General features: G+C 72.9%; 20 protein-coding genes. 5 read left to right on the forward strand and 15 right to left on the reverse strand.

Annotation, left to right across the window (positions count from 1 at the left end; translation table 11 throughout):
* Positions 1–4: 4 nt before the first annotated feature.
* The 3 genes from CCO04_RS24915 to CCO04_RS24925 are packed head-to-tail and all read right to left on the reverse strand — an operon-like array spanning position 5 to position 2951.
* Entirely contained in the window at positions 5–994 is a 990-nt protein-coding gene (locus tag CCO04_RS24915) for an iron ABC transporter permease (protein ID WP_308281519.1), read from the reverse strand.
* Entirely contained in the window at positions 991–1881 is an 891-nt protein-coding gene (locus CCO04_RS24920; RefSeq protein WP_215816882.1) for a siderophore-interacting protein, read from the reverse strand. The genes CCO04_RS24915 and CCO04_RS24920 overlap by 4 nt, the downstream gene beginning before the upstream one ends.
* Entirely contained in the window at positions 1878–2951 is a 1074-nt protein-coding gene (locus CCO04_RS24925; protein ID WP_215816883.1) for an ABC transporter substrate-binding protein, read from the reverse strand. The genes CCO04_RS24920 and CCO04_RS24925 overlap by 4 nt, the downstream gene beginning before the upstream one ends.
* Positions 2952–3077: 126 nt before the next feature.
* On the opposite strand from CCO04_RS24925, the gene CCO04_RS24930 reads away from it, so the two are divergent.
* Both CCO04_RS24930 and chrA read left to right on the forward strand, forming a co-directional pair.
* Positions 3078–3839, forward strand: a complete 762-nt coding sequence (locus CCO04_RS24930) for an SDR family NAD(P)-dependent oxidoreductase (protein ID WP_215816884.1) — start codon at positions 3078–3080, stop codon at positions 3837–3839.
* A gap of 3 nt (positions 3840–3842) precedes the next feature.
* On the forward strand, positions 3843–4961 hold the full coding sequence (chrA, locus tag CCO04_RS24935; RefSeq protein ID WP_215816885.1) for a chromate efflux transporter: 1119 nt from the start codon (positions 3843–3845) through the stop codon (positions 4959–4961).
* Here chrA and CCO04_RS24940 read toward each other — a convergent pair.
* The 4 genes from CCO04_RS24940 to CCO04_RS24955 form a co-directional block, all read right to left on the reverse strand.
* Positions 4946–5395, reverse strand: coding sequence for a carboxymuconolactone decarboxylase family protein (locus CCO04_RS24940; protein WP_215816886.1), 450 nt, complete (start codon positions 5393–5395; stop codon positions 4946–4948). The two genes, chrA and CCO04_RS24940, sit on opposite strands and share 16 nt — an antisense overlap.
* Positions 5392–5703 carry a GNAT family N-acetyltransferase gene (locus tag CCO04_RS24945; RefSeq protein WP_215816887.1) on the reverse strand — a complete coding sequence of 104 codons (312 nt, stop codon included), beginning with the start codon at positions 5701–5703 and terminating at the stop codon, positions 5392–5394. Before CCO04_RS24945 ends, CCO04_RS24940 begins: the two co-directional genes overlap by 4 nt.
* Positions 5704–5799: 96 nt before the next feature.
* The gene (katG, locus tag CCO04_RS24950) at positions 5800–8010 is read right to left on the reverse strand and encodes a catalase/peroxidase HPI (RefSeq protein ID WP_215816888.1); all 2211 of its coding nucleotides are present in this window, start codon (positions 8008–8010) and stop codon (positions 5800–5802) included.
* Between the two features lie 17 nt (positions 8011–8027).
* Positions 8028–8453: a Fur family transcriptional regulator gene (locus tag CCO04_RS24955; RefSeq protein ID WP_215816889.1), complete on the reverse strand. Its 426-nt coding sequence runs from the start codon at positions 8451–8453 to the stop codon at positions 8028–8030.
* A gap of 104 nt (positions 8454–8557) precedes the next feature.
* Between CCO04_RS24955 and CCO04_RS24960 the strand changes: the two genes are divergently transcribed.
* A complete protein-coding gene (locus CCO04_RS24960) occupies positions 8558–8770 on the forward strand; it encodes a hypothetical protein (RefSeq protein WP_215816890.1) in 213 nt (70 codons plus the stop codon).
* A gap of 71 nt (positions 8771–8841) precedes the next feature.
* On the opposite strand, the gene sodN is transcribed toward CCO04_RS24960, so the two are convergent.
* From sodN to CCO04_RS24980, 4 genes are all read right to left on the reverse strand, one after another.
* Positions 8842–9237 carry a superoxide dismutase, Ni gene (gene sodN, locus CCO04_RS24965; RefSeq protein ID WP_215816891.1) on the reverse strand — a complete coding sequence of 132 codons (396 nt, stop codon included), beginning with the start codon at positions 9235–9237 and terminating at the stop codon, positions 8842–8844.
* A gap of 50 nt (positions 9238–9287) precedes the next feature.
* The gene (locus CCO04_RS24970; protein ID WP_215816892.1) at positions 9288–9818 is read right to left on the reverse strand and encodes a flavin reductase family protein; all 531 of its coding nucleotides are present in this window, start codon (positions 9816–9818) and stop codon (positions 9288–9290) included.
* Positions 9815–10138, reverse strand: coding sequence for a ferredoxin (gene fdxA / locus CCO04_RS24975; RefSeq protein WP_215816893.1), 324 nt, complete (start codon positions 10136–10138; stop codon positions 9815–9817). Before fdxA ends, CCO04_RS24970 begins: the two co-directional genes overlap by 4 nt.
* A 72-nt stretch (positions 10139–10210) precedes the next feature.
* Positions 10211–10696 carry a DUF1877 family protein gene (locus CCO04_RS24980; RefSeq protein ID WP_252373880.1) on the reverse strand — a complete coding sequence of 162 codons (486 nt, stop codon included), beginning with the start codon at positions 10694–10696 and terminating at the stop codon, positions 10211–10213.
* A 128-nt stretch (positions 10697–10824) separates the two neighbouring features.
* Here CCO04_RS24980 and CCO04_RS24985 point away from each other — a divergent pair, with 128 nt between their 5' ends.
* On the forward strand, positions 10825–11403 hold the full coding sequence (locus CCO04_RS24985; RefSeq protein ID WP_215816895.1) for a hypothetical protein: 579 nt from the start codon (positions 10825–10827) through the stop codon (positions 11401–11403).
* A 33-nt stretch (positions 11404–11436) separates the two neighbouring features.
* Here CCO04_RS24985 and CCO04_RS24990 read toward each other — a convergent pair whose 3' ends face one another.
* From CCO04_RS24990 to CCO04_RS25000, 3 genes are read right to left on the reverse strand one after another with little or no spacing between them, the layout of a single operon-like run.
* Positions 11437–11619 (reverse strand): hypothetical protein, encoded by a 183-nt coding sequence (locus tag CCO04_RS24990; RefSeq protein ID WP_215816896.1) that lies wholly within the window; start codon positions 11617–11619, stop codon positions 11437–11439.
* 23 nt (positions 11620–11642) lie between these two features.
* Complete coding sequence (gene glyA, locus CCO04_RS24995; protein ID WP_215816897.1) at positions 11643–12938, reverse strand: serine hydroxymethyltransferase; 1296 nt, start codon at positions 12936–12938, stop codon at positions 11643–11645.
* Entirely contained in the window at positions 12935–14305 is a 1371-nt protein-coding gene (locus tag CCO04_RS25000) for an aminotransferase class I/II-fold pyridoxal phosphate-dependent enzyme (RefSeq protein ID WP_215816898.1), read from the reverse strand. The genes glyA and CCO04_RS25000 overlap by 4 nt, the downstream gene beginning before the upstream one ends.
* Positions 14306–14328: 23 nt before the next feature.
* Here CCO04_RS25000 and CCO04_RS25005 point away from each other — a divergent pair, with 23 nt between their 5' ends.
* Entirely contained in the window at positions 14329–15078 is a 750-nt protein-coding gene (locus CCO04_RS25005) for a YggS family pyridoxal phosphate-dependent enzyme (protein ID WP_215816899.1), read from the forward strand.
* Here CCO04_RS25005 and CCO04_RS25010 read toward each other — a convergent pair.
* Positions 15063–15788, reverse strand: a complete 726-nt coding sequence (locus CCO04_RS25010; protein WP_215816900.1) for a type 1 glutamine amidotransferase — start codon at positions 15786–15788, stop codon at positions 15063–15065. The two genes, CCO04_RS25005 and CCO04_RS25010, sit on opposite strands and share 16 nt — an antisense overlap.
* Positions 15789–15875: the final 87 nt, after the last annotated feature.

A 15875-nucleotide genomic window follows, 5' to 3' on the forward strand; every position in this document is an offset into this window, starting at 1 on the left:
ACGTTCACACCGGGCTCGCCGTCCGGCGCCGGACCAGTGCGATGAGCACCGGGGCGCCGAGCATCGCGGTGACCACGCCCGCGGGGACCTCGTCGGGGATCACGACCACCCGGCCGACCACGTCGGCGCCGACCATGAGCAGCGCGCCGAGCGCCGCGGACCAGGCCAGGATGCGGCGCTGGTCGGGGCCGGTGATCCAGCGCGCGACGTGCGGGACCATGAGGCCCACGAACCACACGGCGCCGACCGCCGCGGTGGCGGCACCGCAGAGCACGGTGACGCCGACGACGGAGAGGACGCGCACCGCCCACGGCCGTACGCCGAGCGCGGCCGCGACGTCGTCCCCCAGTGCGACGGCGTTGAGACCGCGGGCGGCGAAGGCCGCGACCGCCGTACCGACGACGAGGAAGGGGGCGACCTGTCCGATCAGCGCCCAGTCGGTGCCCTGGAGCGAGCCGGCGTAGAACGCCCGGGCGGCGATGAACGCCCGCTCGTTGAAGAGCACCAGCAGCTGGGTCAGCCCGGCGAGGACCGCGCCGATCGCCATCCCGGTCAGCACGAGCGTGGCCGGCGAGCGGCCCCGGCCGCCGAGGCTGCCGATGACGTAGACCGCCGCCGTGGTCAGGCCCGCGCCCACGAACGAGAACCACACCATCGCGGCTCCGCTCGCACCCGGCGCCAGGATCGTGCCGAGCACCACGGCGAACGCGGCGCCCGCGCTGACCCCGAGCAGGCCCGGATCGGCCAGCGGGTTGCGGGTCATCCCCTGCATCAGTGCGCCGGACAGGCCGAGCGCCAGCCCGACCAGGAGCCCGAGGACCGTGCGCGGGATGCGCTGCTCGACCACGATCGTGTGCGCGTCGCCGTTGTCACGGAACAGCGCGGCGACCACGTCGGTGGGCGCCAGCGGCCGCGAGCCGAAGAGCAGGCTCGCGACCACGAGGACCGCCAGCACCAGCAGGGCCCACCGGATGCCCCGGAGGTCGCTGCTCACAACCCGAGCTCGGCGAGCCGTGCCTCGTAGCGGTCCTCGAGCTCCTCGTCGCTGCCCTCCTGCTCCCAGATCGCGTCGAGCGCGGCACGGATGTCGTCGCCGAGCGCGTCGTAGCGCTCGCGCCACCGCTCGGCGTCCTCGATCCAGTAGCCCACCGTCTTGTACGCCGCCGCGGGCAGCCGCAGCTCCTGGCGCAGGTACTTGCGCACCCCGCGCAGGACCTTGGACTCCCCCGCCACCCACACGTAGCCGACCCCCTCGGGGCGCGGCAGCGAGCGGACGACTTCTTCGAGCCGGCTCGGCGCATGGCCGTTGCCGCCGTGGATCCAGACCACCTCGAGGTCGGGACGCTCCGGCACCGCCAGCTCGTACGACGCGTCCGGCACCTCCAGCACGAGCCGGGTCCGGACGCCGGGCGTGGTCTCCACCAGCCGCACCGCGGCCGGCAGGCCGGCGTAGTCGGCGACCAGGACCTGCCACTCGAGGCCGGCCGGCGGCGAGTAGAGCGCGGTGGGGCTGTTGAGCCCGATCACCTGTCCCGGCGCGGCCTGCCGCGCCCAGGTCGCCGCGACGCCGCCCTCGTGGACGACGAAGTCCACGGTGAGTAGGCGCGCGTCGTCGTCCCAGTCGCGCACCGTGTAGGTGCGCAGCTGGTCGGTGTCGATGGAGCCGTAGTCGAGGTTGCCGTCGACCACGCCCGGCAGGTCGGGCCGCCCGGCCGGGTCGACCGGGAAGAGCAGCCGGATGTACTCGTCGCCGACCCCGGTGCTCCGGTAGCCGTCGAGCCCGCTGCCACCGAACACCACCCGGCGCATGCCCGCGCTCAGGTCGGTCGCGGCCACGACCTCGGCGTGGTGCACGGTCATCTCCAGCTCGGCGGCGCTCACTTGCCGACTCCCTTCGCGGCGAGCTGCTCGCGGACGACCTCGAGGAAGGCGAGCTGACCGCTGGGCGAGCCGTAGGTCATCTCCATCTCGTAGGTGACGATGTGGTCGTCCTGGACGAACGGGAGCCCGGCCCACAGGGCGTTCTTGTCGAGCTCGGTGATCGTCTTGTCGTACTCGTCCTGCCCCGCGGTGCCGAGGGCCTTGATCATGAAGCCGTAGTCGACGTCCTGGAGCTTGCCGAGCTGCTCGCCGCTGAGCGCCTCGCCCTCGCGGTCGTTGGCCAGCGAGGAGTCGTTGATCTTGAGGCCGAGGTCGTCGAAGACCTGGCACTCGACGCCGGAGTAGCAGCCGGTCTGGATCTTGCCCTCCCAGTAGCCGACCGGGGACACGACGACGCCGGAGAGGTCGCCGAGCTCCTTCTTCACCTCGGCGACGCGCTCGTCGTAGATCTTCTTCCAGGCGTCGTAGTACTCGGTCCGGCCCAGGAGCCGGGCGGTGTCCTCGAAGTGGGTCATCCAGCTCTCACCGTCGAAGGCGTCGACGCTGAACGTCGGCGCGATCGAGGGCAGCCGCTTGACGACCTTCTTGTCGTAGCCGAGGCCGTTGAGGATGAAGTCCGGCTCGGCCAGGAGGATCGACTCGAAGTCGTAGTCCGGGTAGTTGCCGAACGTGCTGACCCCGTCGAGCGGGTCGTAGGGGAAGAAGCACGGGAAGGTCTTGTAGCCGTCACCGCGGATCGGCTGGCTCTTCGCGAGCGGGTAGCGCAGCCAGATGAGCATGTCGACGTCGGTCGTGTACATGCCGAGCGCGGCCTTCGGGTGCGTCGGCAGGTCGACGTCACCGAACTCGGTGGTCACCTTGCTCGTGCCGTCCTCGGCCGGGAGCGGCTCCAGGTCGGGCAGGTCCGGGATCACGGTGCCCGCGCACTGGTCGTCGAAGAGCTGCTGGCGCTTCTCGGCCGTCGGCTCGTCCGTCGCGGCCTCGGTCGAGCAGCCCGCGAGGACGAGCGCGGCGAGCGACAGCCCGGCCACGGCAGCGCGGAGCGGGAGGCGGGGGGTCAGGGGGATCATGCGGGAACCTCTCGGAATTAGGTAAGGCATACCTTAGGGAACTCGATGCGTGGTGTGCACCCGGGGTCCACATCGCGGCTCCCCCCGGTTCCGCCGGCCGCCGCCGCGGGCCGCTACCGTGCGGACATGACCGTCACCGACCTGTTCCGACTCGACGGCAAGGTCGCCGTCGTCACCGGCGCGAGCTCCGGGCTCGGCGTCGACTTCGCCCGGGCACTGGCCGAGGCCGGCGCCGACGTCGCCCTCGGCGCACGCCGCGTCGACCGGCTCGCCGACACCGCGCGCCTGGTCGAGGCCGCCGGACGCCGGGCGATCAGCGTCGCCACCGACGTCGCCGAACCCGCGTCGTGCCAGGCACTCGTCGACGCCGCCGTCGCCGAGCTCGGCAAGGTCGACATCCTCGTCAACAACGCCGGCATCGGCACCGCCGTACCGGCCACGCGCGAGACGCCCGAGCAGTTCCGCCAGGTCATCGACGTCAACCTCAACGGCAGCTACTGGATGGCCCAGTCCTGCGGCCGCGTGATGCAGCCCGGGTCGAGCATCATCAACATCTCCTCGGTCCTCGGCATCACCACCGCGGGGCTCCCCCAGGCTGCGTACGCCGCGTCCAAGGCGGGGATCATCGGCCTGACCCGCGACCTGGCCCAGCAGTGGACCGGGCGCAAGGGCATCCGGGTCAACGCGATCGCGCCGGGCTTCTTCGCCTCCGAGATGACCGACGAGTACCCGCCGGGCTACCTGGAGCAGCAGCAGGCGCGCATCCCCGCCGGCCGCAAGGGCGATGCCCGCGAGCTCGCCGCGACCGTCGTCTTCCTCGCCTCCGACGCCGCCGGATACCTGACCGGCCAGACGATCGCCGTCGACGGCGGTCTCACCATCACCTGAGTGATGGGGTCGGTGCGGGAGGTCGCCGGCGTCTTCCTGCGGCTCGGGCTCATCGCCTTCGGTGGACCGGCCGCGCACATCGCGCTGATGCGCGAGGAGCTGGTCCGCCGCCGCGGCTGGGTCACCGACCAGCGGTTCGCGGACCTGATGGGCGCGACCAACCTGATCCCCGGCCCGAACTCCACCGAGCTGGCGATCCACCTCGGCCACGACCGGGCGCGCTGGCGCGGGCTGGTCGCCGCCGGCGTGTGCTTCATCCTGCCCGCGGCACTGCTGGTCACCGGGCTCGCGTGGGCCTACGTCGAGTACGGCCACACCCCCGCCGTCGGCGCCCTCCTGTACGGCGTCGTGCCGGTCGTGGTCGCCATCGTGGCGTGGGCGCTGGTGGGCCTCGGGCGCACGGTGCTGGCCTCGCCCTGGCGGGTGCTGCTCGCGGCGGCCGCGCTCACGGCGTACCTGCTCGGGGCGCCGGAGCTGGCCGTGCTCTTCGCCGGCGCCGCCCTCGCCGCCCTCGCCCGCGGCGTGCGCGCACTGGCCCGCCGCGGCGACCACGCTCTCGTCGCCCTCCCGCTGCTCGTCGCGGCGGGACCGGTCGACGGGCGCCTGGTCGAGCTCTTCTGGACGATGCTCAAGATCGGCTCGGTGCTCTACGGCAGCGGCTACGTGCTCATCGCCTTCCTCGAGGGCGACTTCGTCGACCGCCTCGGCTGGGTGAGCCACCAGCAGCTCCTCGACGCGGTCTCGATCGGCCAGGTGACGCCCGGACCGGTGTTCACGACCGCGACCTTCCTCGGCTACCTCGTCGCCGGCCTGCCGGGCGCCTTCGTCGCGACGGTCGCGATCTTCCTGCCGTCGTTCGTCTTCGTCGGGCTGCTCACCCGGCTCACCGATTGGCTGCGCTCGCGCGCCTGGACCTCCGCCCTGCTCGACGGGCTCAACGCCACCGCGCTCGCGCTGATGGCGGGCGTCGCGCTCCAGCTCGGCCGGACCGGGCTGGTCGACGTCCTCACCGTCGCCCTCGCGCTCGGCACGCTGCTCCTGCTGTGGCGTACCCGGCTCAACAGCGCCTGGTTCATCGGCGCCGGCGCACTCGTGGGGCTGGCGCGCTATGTCACCGGGTGATGGCTGGTCATCGAGATCCGGTTGAAGGCGTTCATCGTCAGCGCCACCCAGGCGACCGCCGCGAACGCGCCGTCGCCCAGCACGGCACGGCACTCGTCCTCGGTCCGGCGCCGGTCGTCCGCACCGGGCAGCGTGGTGACCGACTCGGCCAGCGCCAGCGCGGCCCGCTCCGGTGCCGTGAACAGGCTCGTCTCGGACCACGCGGGCAGCAGCGCGAGCCGGCGCTCCGACTCCCCCGCCCGCACCGCCCGGCGGTGGTGCAGGTCGAGGCAGAACGCGCAGCCGTTGAGCTGGGAGACCCGCAGGTTGACCAGCTCGACCAGGATCCGGTCGAGACCGGCCGCCTCGGCCGCGGCGCCGGCCTGGCGGGCCAGCTCGGCCGCGGCGGCGTACGCCGCGGGGACCGCCTTGTCGAGGTAGAGCGGGGTGGTCATGCCGCCGGGTCGGTGATGTCGTCGTACTCGGGGTGCTTGGTGAGCCACTTCGCGACGTAGGGGCAGTGCGCGATGATCCGCTTGCCCTGGGCGCGGACGTCGGCCAGCGCGAACGCCACCACCTCGCCGGCGAGCCCGCGGCCGCCGTACGCGTCGTCGACCTCGGTGTGCACGAAGTCGACGTGCACCTCGTCGGGCAGGCGGTACTGCGTGAAGCCCGCGAGCGTCTCGCCGTCGCGGATCTCGTAGCGGCGCTTCTCGGGCACGTGGACGTAGGCGATGCCGCTGTTGTCGGGCGCGTCGGTCATGAGCACATCCTGCCCTGTCGCCCGAAAACGGCACGGAGGCCGCCCCGCGGGTGCGGGGCGGCCTCCGGTCGCGCGGTGATCAGCGCGGAGCGATGCTCAGCGCAGGTCCCAGCGGTCAGCGTCCATGACCTTGGTCCAGGCGGCGACGAAGTCGCGGACGAACTTCTCCTTGGCGTCGTCGCTGGCGTAGACCTCGGCGACGGCACGGAGCTCGGAGTTGGAGCCGAACACCAGGTCGTTGCGGCTGCCGGTCCAGGTGCGGCCGTCCTCGGTGGTGCCCGAGAAGACCTCCTCGGAGGCGTCCGTCGCGGTCCAGGTCGTGCCGAGCTCGAGCAGGTTGACGAAGAAGTCGTTCGTCAGCACGCCCGGCTGGTCGGTGAGCACGCCGAGGTCCGAGCCGTCCCAGTTGGTGCCGAGCACGCGGAGGCCGCCGATGAGGACGGTGAGCTCCGGCGCGCTGACGCCCAGCAGGTTGGCGCGGTCGATGAGCGCGAACTCGCTCGGGTACTTGCTCGACTTGGGCAGGTAGTTGCGGAAGCCGTCGGCCTTGGGCTCGAGGTAGCCGAACGACTCGACGTCGGTCTGCTCCTGGGTGGCGTCACCGCGACCGGTGGTGGTCGTGACGGTGACGTCGACGCCCGCCGCGGCGGCGGCCTGCTCGACACCCACGGAGCCGGCGACCACGATCGTGTCGGCCAGCGAGGCACCCTGAGCAGTAGCGATCTCCTGGAGCTTGGCCAGGACCGGCGCGAGCTCGGCCGGGCGGTTGATCGCCCACGACTTCTGCGGCTCCAGGGCGATCCGGGCACCGTTGGCGCCACCGCGCTTGTCGGAGCCGCGGTAGGTCGACGCGGAGGCCCACGCGGTCGAGACGAGCTGGGAGACGGTCAGGCCGGCGTCGGCGATCGCGTTCTTGAGCCCGGTGACCTGGGCGTCGGTGAGCGCCGTACCGGTGGGGATCGGGTCCTGCCAGACGAAGTCCTCGGCCGGGACGTCGGCGCCGAGGTAGCGCGACTTCGGGCCCATGTCGCGGTGGGTCAGCTTGAACCACGCGCGGGCGTAGGCGTCGGTGAACGCCGCCTGGTCCTCCTTGAAGCGCAGCGAGATCTCGCGCATCTCCGGGTCCTCGCGCAGCGCGAGGTCGGAGGTCAGCATGCGCGGCTCGCGCTTGCCGTCACCGAACGACTCGGGCACCAGGTCGGCACCGCCGTTGTTGACCGGACGCCACTGCTGCGCGCCGGCCGGGGAGTGGAAGAGCTCCCAGTCGTAGGCGAAGAGGATGTGGAAGAACTCGTTGTCCCAGCGGATCGGGTGGTAGGTCCAGGTGACCTCGAGGCCCGACGTGATGGCGTCGATGCCCTTGCCCGAGGCGTGCGAGGACTTCCAGCCCAGGCCCTGCTCCTCGATCGGGGCGGCCTCCGGCTCGGGGCCGACGGCCTCGGCCGGGCCGTTGCCGTGGGTCTTGCCGAAGGTGTGACCACCGGCGATCAGCGCGACGGTCTCCTCGACCGTCATGCCCATCCGGCCGAAGGTGTCCTTGATGTCGACGGCCGACGCCAGCGGGTCGGGGTTGCCGTTGGGGCCCTCGGGGTTGACGTAGATGAGGCCCATCTGGACCGCGGCGAGCGGGTCCTCGAGGTCGCGCTCACCGGTGTAGCGCTCGTCCTCGAGCCACTCGGTCTCGGGACCCCAGTAGATGTCGTCGTCGGCCTCCCAGACGTCGGAGCGACCGCCGCCGAAGCCGAAGATCGGCAGACCCATGTCCTCCTGGGCCACGTTGCCGGCCAGGATCAGCAGGTCGCCCCAGGACAGGGACTTGCCGTACTTCTTCTTCACCGGCCACAGCAGGCGGCGGGCCTTGTCGAGGTTGCCGTTGTCGGGCCAGGAGTTGGTCGGCGCGAAGCGCTGCTGACCGTGCCCGGCGCCGCCCCGGCCGTCGGTGGCGCGGTAGGTGCCGGCCGCGTGCCAGGCCATCCGCACGAAGAACGGGCCGTAGTGGCCGAAGTCGGCCGGCCAGAAGTCCTTGGAGTCGGTCAGGACGGCCGTGATGTCGGCCTTGACCGCCTCGAGGTCGAGCGCGAGGAACGCGCGCTTGTAGTCGAAGTCGCCACCGAACGGGTCGGCCACGGCCGGGTTCTTGGCGAGGATCTTGAGGTTGAGCTTGTTCGGCCACCACTGCTGGTTCGGCGAGCCCGTGGTGGGGTGCGTCAGACCGCCGTGCATGACCGGGCACTTGCCGCCGGACTGCGCGGCGTCCTGCGGCTCCTCGGTCACGAGGGGTTCGGTGTGTTCGGTGCTCTCGGGCATCGGGTTCCTTTCGGGAACTACAGGGGGCGGGATGTGCAGTCGGGGCAGAGGCCCCAGTAGATGACCTCGGCTTCGTCGATGACGAACCCGTGGGAGTCGGAGGCGGTCAGGCACGGCACGTGGCCGACGGCGCAGTCGACGTCGGCGATCTCGCCGCACGAGCGGCACACCACGTGGTGGTGGTTGTCGCCGGTGCGGGTCTCGTAGCGCGCCACCGAGCCGGCGGGCTTGATGCTGCGCACCAGGCCGGACTGGGTGAGGGTGTGGAGCGAGTCGTAGACCGCCTGGTGGGACACCTCGGGCAGCAGCGCGCGAGCGGCCGCGATGAGGGTCTCGGTGTCGGCGTGCGGGGCCGCGTGCACCGCCTCGAGGACGGCGAGGCGGGGCCGGGTGACCCGGAGCGCGACGTCCCGCAGCTGCTGCTGGAAGTCGGGCGCGGTCATGGGTCCAGCATGCCACTTATCTTGAATGAGTCAAGACTCGGGGTGCGTGTCGCAGCCGGCACCGGGCCCGGATGCGCCGGAGGGCGGCGGGTACCGCTCCGGACATGATCCTGACCCTCGCCATCATCGCCGGAGTGCTCGTCGTGGCGTTCGTCGCCCTCGGCCTGGTGGGGGCGTTCGCGGCCGACCGCCGGCGCAGCGAGGAGGTCGCCCACGACCCCGAGCGCCTCGACACCGAGCCCGGCTCCTCGGAGTCCGGCTCCCCGGAGTCCGGCCCCGCGACGGACCCCTCGACCGGCCCGGACGAGCGGCCCTGACGTGCCGAACGGCCGGCCCGCGCGCCGTTGGGGACTCGCGGACCGGCCGTTCCCGGCCTGACTAGGGGGGCTCAGGCCTGCTTGGTCGCCCAGAAGATGTCGGCGATCTCGTCGATCTTGGCGAGGAGCTCGTCGGCCTTGGCGGCGTCGAGGGTGCCCTTGGTGCCGGTCGCGCCGGCCAGCTTGGTGGCCTCGTTGACCAGCGTGTGGAGCTGGGGGTACTTCTCGAAGTGCGGGGGCTTGAAGTAGTCGGTCCACAGCACCCAGAGGTGGTGCTTGACCAGCTCGGAGCGCTGCTCCTTGATGAGGATCGCGCGGGTGCGGAAGTCGGGGTCGTCGCTGTCGTTGGCCTTGGCGATGACGGCCTTGATCGACTCGGCCTCGATGCGGGCCTGGGCGGGGTCGTAGACGCCGCAGGGCAGGTCGCAGTGGGCGGCGACCTCGACGGTGGGCGCGAAGAAGCGCATGGATGTTCCTTTCCGGTGATGGGTACGACGGGCGGCGCCGGCCGGCGCGCTCAGCCCTCGACCACGCGCAGCGGGCGCTGGGCGCGGGTCTCCGGCACGGGGGCCGGTGTCCAGTAGGCACGGTCGTGGTGGACCAGCGGCGCGTCCGGGGCACCGAGGACGACCTCGTCGACGTCGAGCAGCACCAGCCAGGAGCTGCCGGCCGGGATCACGTGGGCGGGGCGGCCGCGGAAGGTGGCGACGGCACCGGGCAGCACCAGCCCGCGCTCGTCGCGCACCCAGCCCTGCTCGGCGGTGAACCGCTCGGTCTGCCGGTCGGCGAAGGTCGCGGCGAGCCCGTCCTGGCGGGCGGCGAGCACGAACACGGTCAGGGCGGAGCAGCCGACCAGGCGGGCGCCCGTCGTACCGGTGCGGGCGAGGGAGAGCGAGAGGATCGGCGGCTCGGCGCTGACGGATGCGACGCTCGACACGGTGGTGCCGACCGGGCCGTCCGGGGTCTCCCCCACGACGATCGCGACGCCCGCGGCGTGCCGCCGGAAGCCCGCCTTGAACCGGTCCCCCAGCGATCCCGTGCCGCTCACGACGCCGCCTCCTGGGGCGGCAGGGCGGCGACCAGCGGGTGGTCCGGGGCGGCCCCGAAGCGGGCGGCGCCGCCCGGGGAGCCGATGGTGTCGAAGAAGGCCGTGTTGACCTCCAGGTAGACCTTCTGGTCCCCCGGCAGGTCGTCCTCGTAGTAGATCGCCTCGACCGGGCACACCGGCTCGCAGGCGCCGCAGTCCACGCACTCGTCGGGGTGGACGTAGAGCATCCGCTCCCCGTCGTAGATGCAGTCCACCGGGCACTCGTCGACACAGGCGCGGTCCTTGAGGTCCACGCACGGCTGCGAGATGACGTACGTCATGAGGTCTCCGTTCTTCTCGGAACGAAGGCTAGAACCTCAACTGGACTTGAGGTCCAGGAGAAGCGACGCAGGTCACATGATGCTGACGACCAGGTGCTGCCCCGCGGCCAGCGCCGCGCGGTGCACCTCGAGGAGCAGCCCGAACGCCTCGGCCAGCTCGGCGCGCAGCCCGTCGGGATCGGCCGTCCAGGTCCGCGGGTAGACCCCCGCCCCGTCGTACGACGCCAGGTCGGCCGCCGCCAGCAGCCCCGCCAGGTCGACCGCCTCGAGCGCCGCGACGACTGCCGCCAGCTCGTCGGCCTCGGTGCAGCCGGCGTACACCTCGGCGTCGAAGACGTGCACGCCGACGACCGCCTCGCTGAGCGGATCACCCTCGCGCGGCTCCGACGCACTGACCCCGGTGAGCAGGAAGTGCAGGCCGTCCCACAACTTGTCGAGGTAGGTCGTCGGCGCACCGGACTCCTCCAGCGCGTCGAGCGCGTCGCCCAGGCCGGCCGGGTCGAGGCCGACCAGCCGGTCGAGGGTCTCCTCGTCGACCAGCGTGTACGCCGCCTGCATGCCCACGGTGCGGAGCGTAGCGCCGTGCTCCGGGACCTTCGGCCCCTCGCGCGCCGACCTGCGGCCCTGACCCCGGCACCGCGCCCGGTGGTGCACTCGAAGCACCCCACCACCAGAAGGAGGAGACCATGGCCACCATCGCCACCCATCTCCACAGCATCGTCGACCACGACGAGGAGTCGGCCGTCACCGGCCCGGCCGTCCGCCGGGCACTGGCCGCACTCCGCATCGCCTTCGGCCTGACGTTCCTGTGGGCGTTCTTCGACAAGCTGCTCGCGCTCGGCTACCACACCGGCTACGACCAGGCCGGCACGCTCGACCGCTTCGGTCCCGCGGCCTGGATCCACGGCGGGAGCCCCACGGAGGGCTTCCTCGCCTTCGGCGCCGACGGTCCGTTCAAGGGATTCTGGAACAGCCTGGCGGGCACGGCGTTCGCGGACTGGGCGTTCATGCTCGGCCTGCTCGGCATCGGCGTCGCGCTGACCTTCGGCATCGGCATGCGGCTCGGGACGATCGCCGGTTTCGTGATGTACCTGCTGATGTGGACGGTCGTGCTGCCGCCCGCCAACAACCCCGTCCTCGACGAGCACGTCCTCGGCGCGATCAGCATGGCGGTGCTCGGCCTCGCCGGAGCCGGCGCCACCTGGGGCCTGGGGCACGCGTGGTCGCGGACCGCACTGGTCCGGAGGTTCCCCGTCCTGCGCTGAGCAGTCCGGCCCGAACGACCCGGCGCGCTCGTCCTAGCGGGGCGGGCGCGCCACCGAGATCCCGAGCGCGACGCCCAGGCCGGCGATCAGGGAGCCGAGCATGGACCAGGATTGGCTCGTGTCCGAGCTCGATCCGACGTAGCCCATCCCCGCGAGCGCGATGAAGCCCCCGCCCAGCACCATGGCGAGCGCGATGAGGAGGCCGACGATCCGCATGGTGCCGGACAGTACCGGAGGCCTCAGCGCCGAGCGGACTCGCCGTCGTAGAGCGGGTACGCGGCGACGAGCCGGTCGACCCGGGCGCGCAGCGCGTCCGGGTCGGCACCGAGGAGCGCCTGGGCGACGACATCGGCGATCTCGGTGAAGTCGGCGTCGCCGAAGCCGCGGGCCGCCAGCGCGGGCGTCCCCAGTCGCAGCCCCGAGGCGACCGAGGCCGGGCGCGGGTCGAAGGGGACGACATTGCGGTTGGTGGTGATGCCCAGGTCGCCCAGCCGGCGCTCGGCGTCGAGGCCGGACAGCGTCGCGTCGCGCAGGTCGAGCAGCACCAGGTGGACGTCGGTGCCGCCGGTCAGCACCGAGATCCCGGCCGCGGCGAGGTCGGGAGCGGTGAGCCGCTCCGCGACGATCCGGGCGCCCCGCACGACGCGCTCCTGGCGCTCGCGGAACTCCGGGGTGCCGGCGAGCAGCAGGGCGGTCGCCTTGGCCGCGATGACGTGCATGAGCGGCCCGCCCTGCTGACCGGGGAAGACCGTCGAGTCGATCTTCCGGGCCCGGTCGGCGCCGCACAGGATCAGCCCGCCGCGGGGACCGCCGAGCGTCTTGTGCGTGGTCGTGGTGACCACGTCGGCGTACCGGACCGGGTCGGGGTGCAGACCGGTCGCGACGAGCCCGGCGACGTGCGCCATGTCGACCCACAGCACCGCGCCCACCTCGTCGGCGATCGAGCGGAAGGCGGCGAAGTCCAGGTGCCGCGGGTACGCCGACCAGCCCGCGATCAGCACCCGCGGCCGCTCGGCGAGGGCACGCTCGCGGACCTGCTCCATGTCCAGCCGGTACGACGACCGGTCGACGCCGTAGGAGCGTGCGTCGTAGAGCCGGCCCGAGAAGTTGGCGGGCATCCCGTGCGTCAGGTGACCGCCGTGGGCGAGCTCCTGGCCGAGGATGACGTCGCCGGGCTGGGCGATCGCGGCGAGCACCGCGGCGTTGGCCTGGGCACCCGAGTGCGGCTGGACGTTGACGTGCGCGGCCCCGAAGAGCGTCTTGGCCCGCTCGATGGCGAGGCTCTCGGCGACGTCGACGTGCTCGCAGCCGCCGTAGTAGCGCCGGTCCGGGTAGCCCTCGGCGTACTTGTTGGTGAGCACCGATCCCTGCGCCTGGAGCACCGCCCGGGGTGCGACGTTCTCGCTGGCGATCATCTCCAGGCCGCGCCGCTGCCGGCGGAGCTCGGCGTCGAGCACCTCGGCGATCGCGGGGTCGATCTCGTCCAGGTCGGCGTTGAGCACGCGCGCGGTCGGCGTGGGGTCGGTGACGGTCATGGTGTCCTCTCCGGAGGGTGGGGGGTGTCGGCGGCGGCGACGGCGGCCGCCACGTCGGCGACGAGCGCGGCGGCGCCGTCCTCGTCGAGGTCGTGGACGGTGAGCCGCAGGTGCCGCGCCGCACGACCGCCCGCGACGAGGCCGAAGTCGTCGCCGGACCGGGCGAGCCAGCCGCGGTGCATGAGGCGCCGGGCGACCCGGGTCGCCTCGTCCTGGACGTCGACCCACACGTTGAGCCCGTCGCCGGCCCGAGCGTCGACGCCGTGCTCGGCGAGCGCGGCGACGAAGGCGGCGTTGCGCTCGGCGTAGTGCGCGGCGGCGGACGCGACCTGGCGGCCGGCCTCGGGGTCGAGGAGCAACGTGCGCGCGAGCCGCTGGAGGAGGTGGCTGACCCAGGTCGTGCCGGGGCTGATCCGGGCGGCCAGCCGGCCGCCGGTCTCGGGGTCGGAGGCGACGAACGCCAGGCGCAGGTCGGGGCCGAGGAACTTCGAGACCGACCGCACCAGCGCCCAGCGCTCCTGACCGGGGCCGATGATGCTGTGGTAGCCGGTGGTCGCCAGGCGCGAGAAGTGGTCGTCCTCGATGACCAGGACGTAGGGGTGCTCGGCGAGCACCGCGCGCAGCGCGGCCGCGCGAGCCGCGCTGAGGCTGGTCCCCGTGGGGTTGTGGGCCCGCGGCGTGCACACGACGGCCCGCACTCCTGCGCGCAGCGCGGCGCGCAGGCCGACGACCGTCATCCCCTCGTCGTCGATCGGCACGGGCACGGTGCGGTAGCCCGCCAGCCGCACGGTGTGGATGCTCGCCAGGAAGCAGGGATCCTCCAGCGCCACCGCATCGCCCTGGGTGAGCGCCTGGGCGAGCAGCCGCTCGACCGCGTCGACCGCACCGTGGGTCACGGTCAACCGGAAGTCGCGCGGCTGGTCGGCGGCGAGCCACCGGGTCGCCCACTCGGCCAGCTCGGGGTCGATCACCGGCTCGCCGTAGAGCGTGGCCGGCCGGGACGCCGCGGCGAGGCCGGCCGCGAGGTCGGGCAGCAGCCGGGGCGCCGGGTTGCCGTGGCCGACGTCGCGCAGCACGGTGTCGCGCGCGAAGCCCTCCTCGGCGCTCTCGCGGCGCTCGGCGACGGTGGTCCCGGCCCGGCCGCGGGTCTGGGCGACGCCGGCCTGGACGAGCTGGCGATAGGCCGAGACGACCGTGTTGCGGTTGACGCCCAGCACCTCGGCGAGGTGGCGCACCGGCGGCAGCGGTGCCCCCGGGGCCAGCGTGCCGCTGTCGACGTGGGCCCGGACGCTGGCCGCGATCTCGCCCGCCGTCCGGCCGGTGATCGGCGTCCCGGAGGCCTGTCCGCCGTCGTTCCCCTTTGGCATAGGCCAAAGGTAGCATCTGGCCTATGCCAAACCCCTACCCCCCTGCGCGCACCGCGGCCGAGGTGGCGGCCAACTTCGCCGCGGTCCGGGCACGCATCGACGCCGCCGCCCGGCGCGCCGGGCGCGACCCGGCCGGCGTCCGGCTGCTGCCGGTCAGCAAGACCGTCCCCGAGGACCGGGTCCGGCTCGCGGTCGCCGCGGGCGCCACCCTGCTCGGGGAGAACAAGGTGCAGGAGGCCCAGCGCAAGCACCGAGCGCTCGCCGACCTGCCCGTCGCCTGGGCGGTGATCGGGCACCTGCAGTCCAACAAGGCCAAGGACGTCGCCGCCTTCGCCACCGAGCTCCAGGCCCTGGACCGGCTCAAGGTCGCCGAGGCCCTCGACCGCAGGCTCGAGGCCGCCGGGCGCACCCTCGACGTCCACGTCCAGGTCAACACCTCGGCCGAGGACTCCAAGTTCGGGCTGCCGCCCGAGGAGCTGCCGGCCTTCCTCGCGGCGCTCCCCCGCTACCCGACGCTGCGGATGCGCGGCCTGATGACGCTGGCGGTGCTCTCGGCCGACGCCGATCGCGTGCGGACCTGCTTCCGGCTGCTGCGCACGCTGCGCGACCGCGTCCGGGCGAGCGATCCCGCCCTGATCGGTCCGGGCGAGCTGTCCATGGGCATGTCCGGTGACTACGAGATCGCCGTCGAGGAGGGCGCGGGCTGCGTCCGGGTGGGGCAGGCGATCTTCGGCGCCCGCACCACCCCGGACGACCACTACTGGCCCACGTAGGTCTCCAGCCAGGCCTCGAAGACCGTCGTCGCCACCTTGCGGTTGGCCTCGGCGGTCTCGGCCAGCTCGTCGAGGACCCGGCGCGTGCCGGCGGCGCCGTACAGGTCCTCGAGCGCGGTGCGGTAGGAGTCGACGAGCGCCCACTCCGCCGCCAGGTCGGCGCCGACCTCGACGTGGAACTGCACGCCGTAGGCCGACCCGACCGCGAACACCTGGTTGTCGTACGACGCCGAGCGGGCCAGCCGCCGAGCACCCGCGGGCAGGTCGAAGGTGTCGCTGTGCCACTGGAAGACCGAGAACCGGTCGGGCAGCAGGCCGAACACCGGGTCCTGCGCGGCCTCGGCGGTCAGCTCGACGTCGTACGTGCCGACCTCGGGGACCTCGCCGGTGTAGACCCGGGCGCCCAGCGACGCCGCCAGGAGCTGCGCCCCGAGGCACACGCCCCAGTACGGCACGCCGAGCGCCACCGCGCGCGCCAGGTAGGCCCGCTCCGCCGCGAGCCAGGGGTGCTCCTCGTCGTCGAGCGCGCCCATCGGCCCGCCCATCACGACGACCGCCGCGAACTCGTGGTGGTCCGGCAGCGGCTCGCCCTCGTCGAGCTCGACCCGGTGCACCGCCAGGCCGTGCGCGGTGAGGATCTCCTCATAGGTGGCCGGCGGCTCGCAGCCGATGTGCTGGAGCACCAGGACGGTGCGGTCGATGGGGTTCATCTTCTCCTTCTCCTGAGGGTGGGTTGTTAGAGTCCGGGCGGGCGGCTCACGAATGCTTCTACCGTTCGTGAGCCACCCGCTCCGCTC

The organism is Pimelobacter sp. 30-1, assembly GCF_018831735.1.
Classification (GTDB): domain Bacteria; phylum Actinomycetota; class Actinomycetes; order Propionibacteriales; family Nocardioidaceae; genus Nocardioides.

Excerpts from the sequence above, each read along its gene's own strand:
- CCO04_RS24925 (WP_215816883.1), bottom strand. The coding sequence starts at position 2,951 with ATGATCCCCCTGACCCCCCGCCTCCCGCTCCGCGCTGCCGTGGCCGGG.
- CCO04_RS24930 (WP_215816884.1), top strand. The coding sequence starts at position 3,078 with ATGACCGTCACCGACCTGTTCCGACTCGACGGCAAGGTCGCCGTCGTC.
- chrA (WP_215816885.1), top strand. The coding sequence starts at position 3,843 with ATGGGGTCGGTGCGGGAGGTCGCCGGCGTCTTCCTGCGGCTCGGGCTC.
- CCO04_RS24940 (WP_215816886.1), bottom strand. The coding sequence starts at position 5,395 with ATGACCACCCCGCTCTACCTCGACAAGGCGGTCCCCGCGGCGTACGCC.
- CCO04_RS24945 (WP_215816887.1), bottom strand. The coding sequence starts at position 5,703 with ATGACCGACGCGCCCGACAACAGCGGCATCGCCTACGTCCACGTGCCC.
- katG (WP_215816888.1), bottom strand. The coding sequence starts at position 8,010 with ATGCCCGAGAGCACCGAACACACCGAACCCCTCGTGACCGAGGAGCCG.
- CCO04_RS24955 (WP_215816889.1), bottom strand. The coding sequence starts at position 8,453 with ATGACCGCGCCCGACTTCCAGCAGCAGCTGCGGGACGTCGCGCTCCGG.
- CCO04_RS24960 (WP_215816890.1), top strand. The coding sequence starts at position 8,558 with ATGATCCTGACCCTCGCCATCATCGCCGGAGTGCTCGTCGTGGCGTTC.
- sodN (WP_215816891.1), bottom strand. The coding sequence starts at position 9,237 with ATGCGCTTCTTCGCGCCCACCGTCGAGGTCGCCGCCCACTGCGACCTG.
- fdxA (WP_215816893.1), bottom strand. The coding sequence starts at position 10,138 with ATGACGTACGTCATCTCGCAGCCGTGCGTGGACCTCAAGGACCGCGCC.
- CCO04_RS24980 (WP_252373880.1), bottom strand. The coding sequence starts at position 10,696 with ATGCAGGCGGCGTACACGCTGGTCGACGAGGAGACCCTCGACCGGCTG.
- CCO04_RS24985 (WP_215816895.1), top strand. The coding sequence starts at position 10,825 with ATGGCCACCATCGCCACCCATCTCCACAGCATCGTCGACCACGACGAG.
- CCO04_RS24990 (WP_215816896.1), bottom strand. The coding sequence starts at position 11,619 with ATGCGGATCGTCGGCCTCCTCATCGCGCTCGCCATGGTGCTGGGCGGG.
- glyA (WP_215816897.1), bottom strand. The coding sequence starts at position 12,938 with ATGACCGTCACCGACCCCACGCCGACCGCGCGCGTGCTCAACGCCGAC.
- CCO04_RS25000 (WP_215816898.1), bottom strand. The coding sequence starts at position 14,305 with ATGCCAAAGGGGAACGACGGCGGACAGGCCTCCGGGACGCCGATCACC.
- CCO04_RS25005 (WP_215816899.1), top strand. The coding sequence starts at position 14,329 with ATGCCAAACCCCTACCCCCCTGCGCGCACCGCGGCCGAGGTGGCGGCC.
- CCO04_RS25010 (WP_215816900.1), bottom strand. The coding sequence starts at position 15,788 with ATGAACCCCATCGACCGCACCGTCCTGGTGCTCCAGCACATCGGCTGC.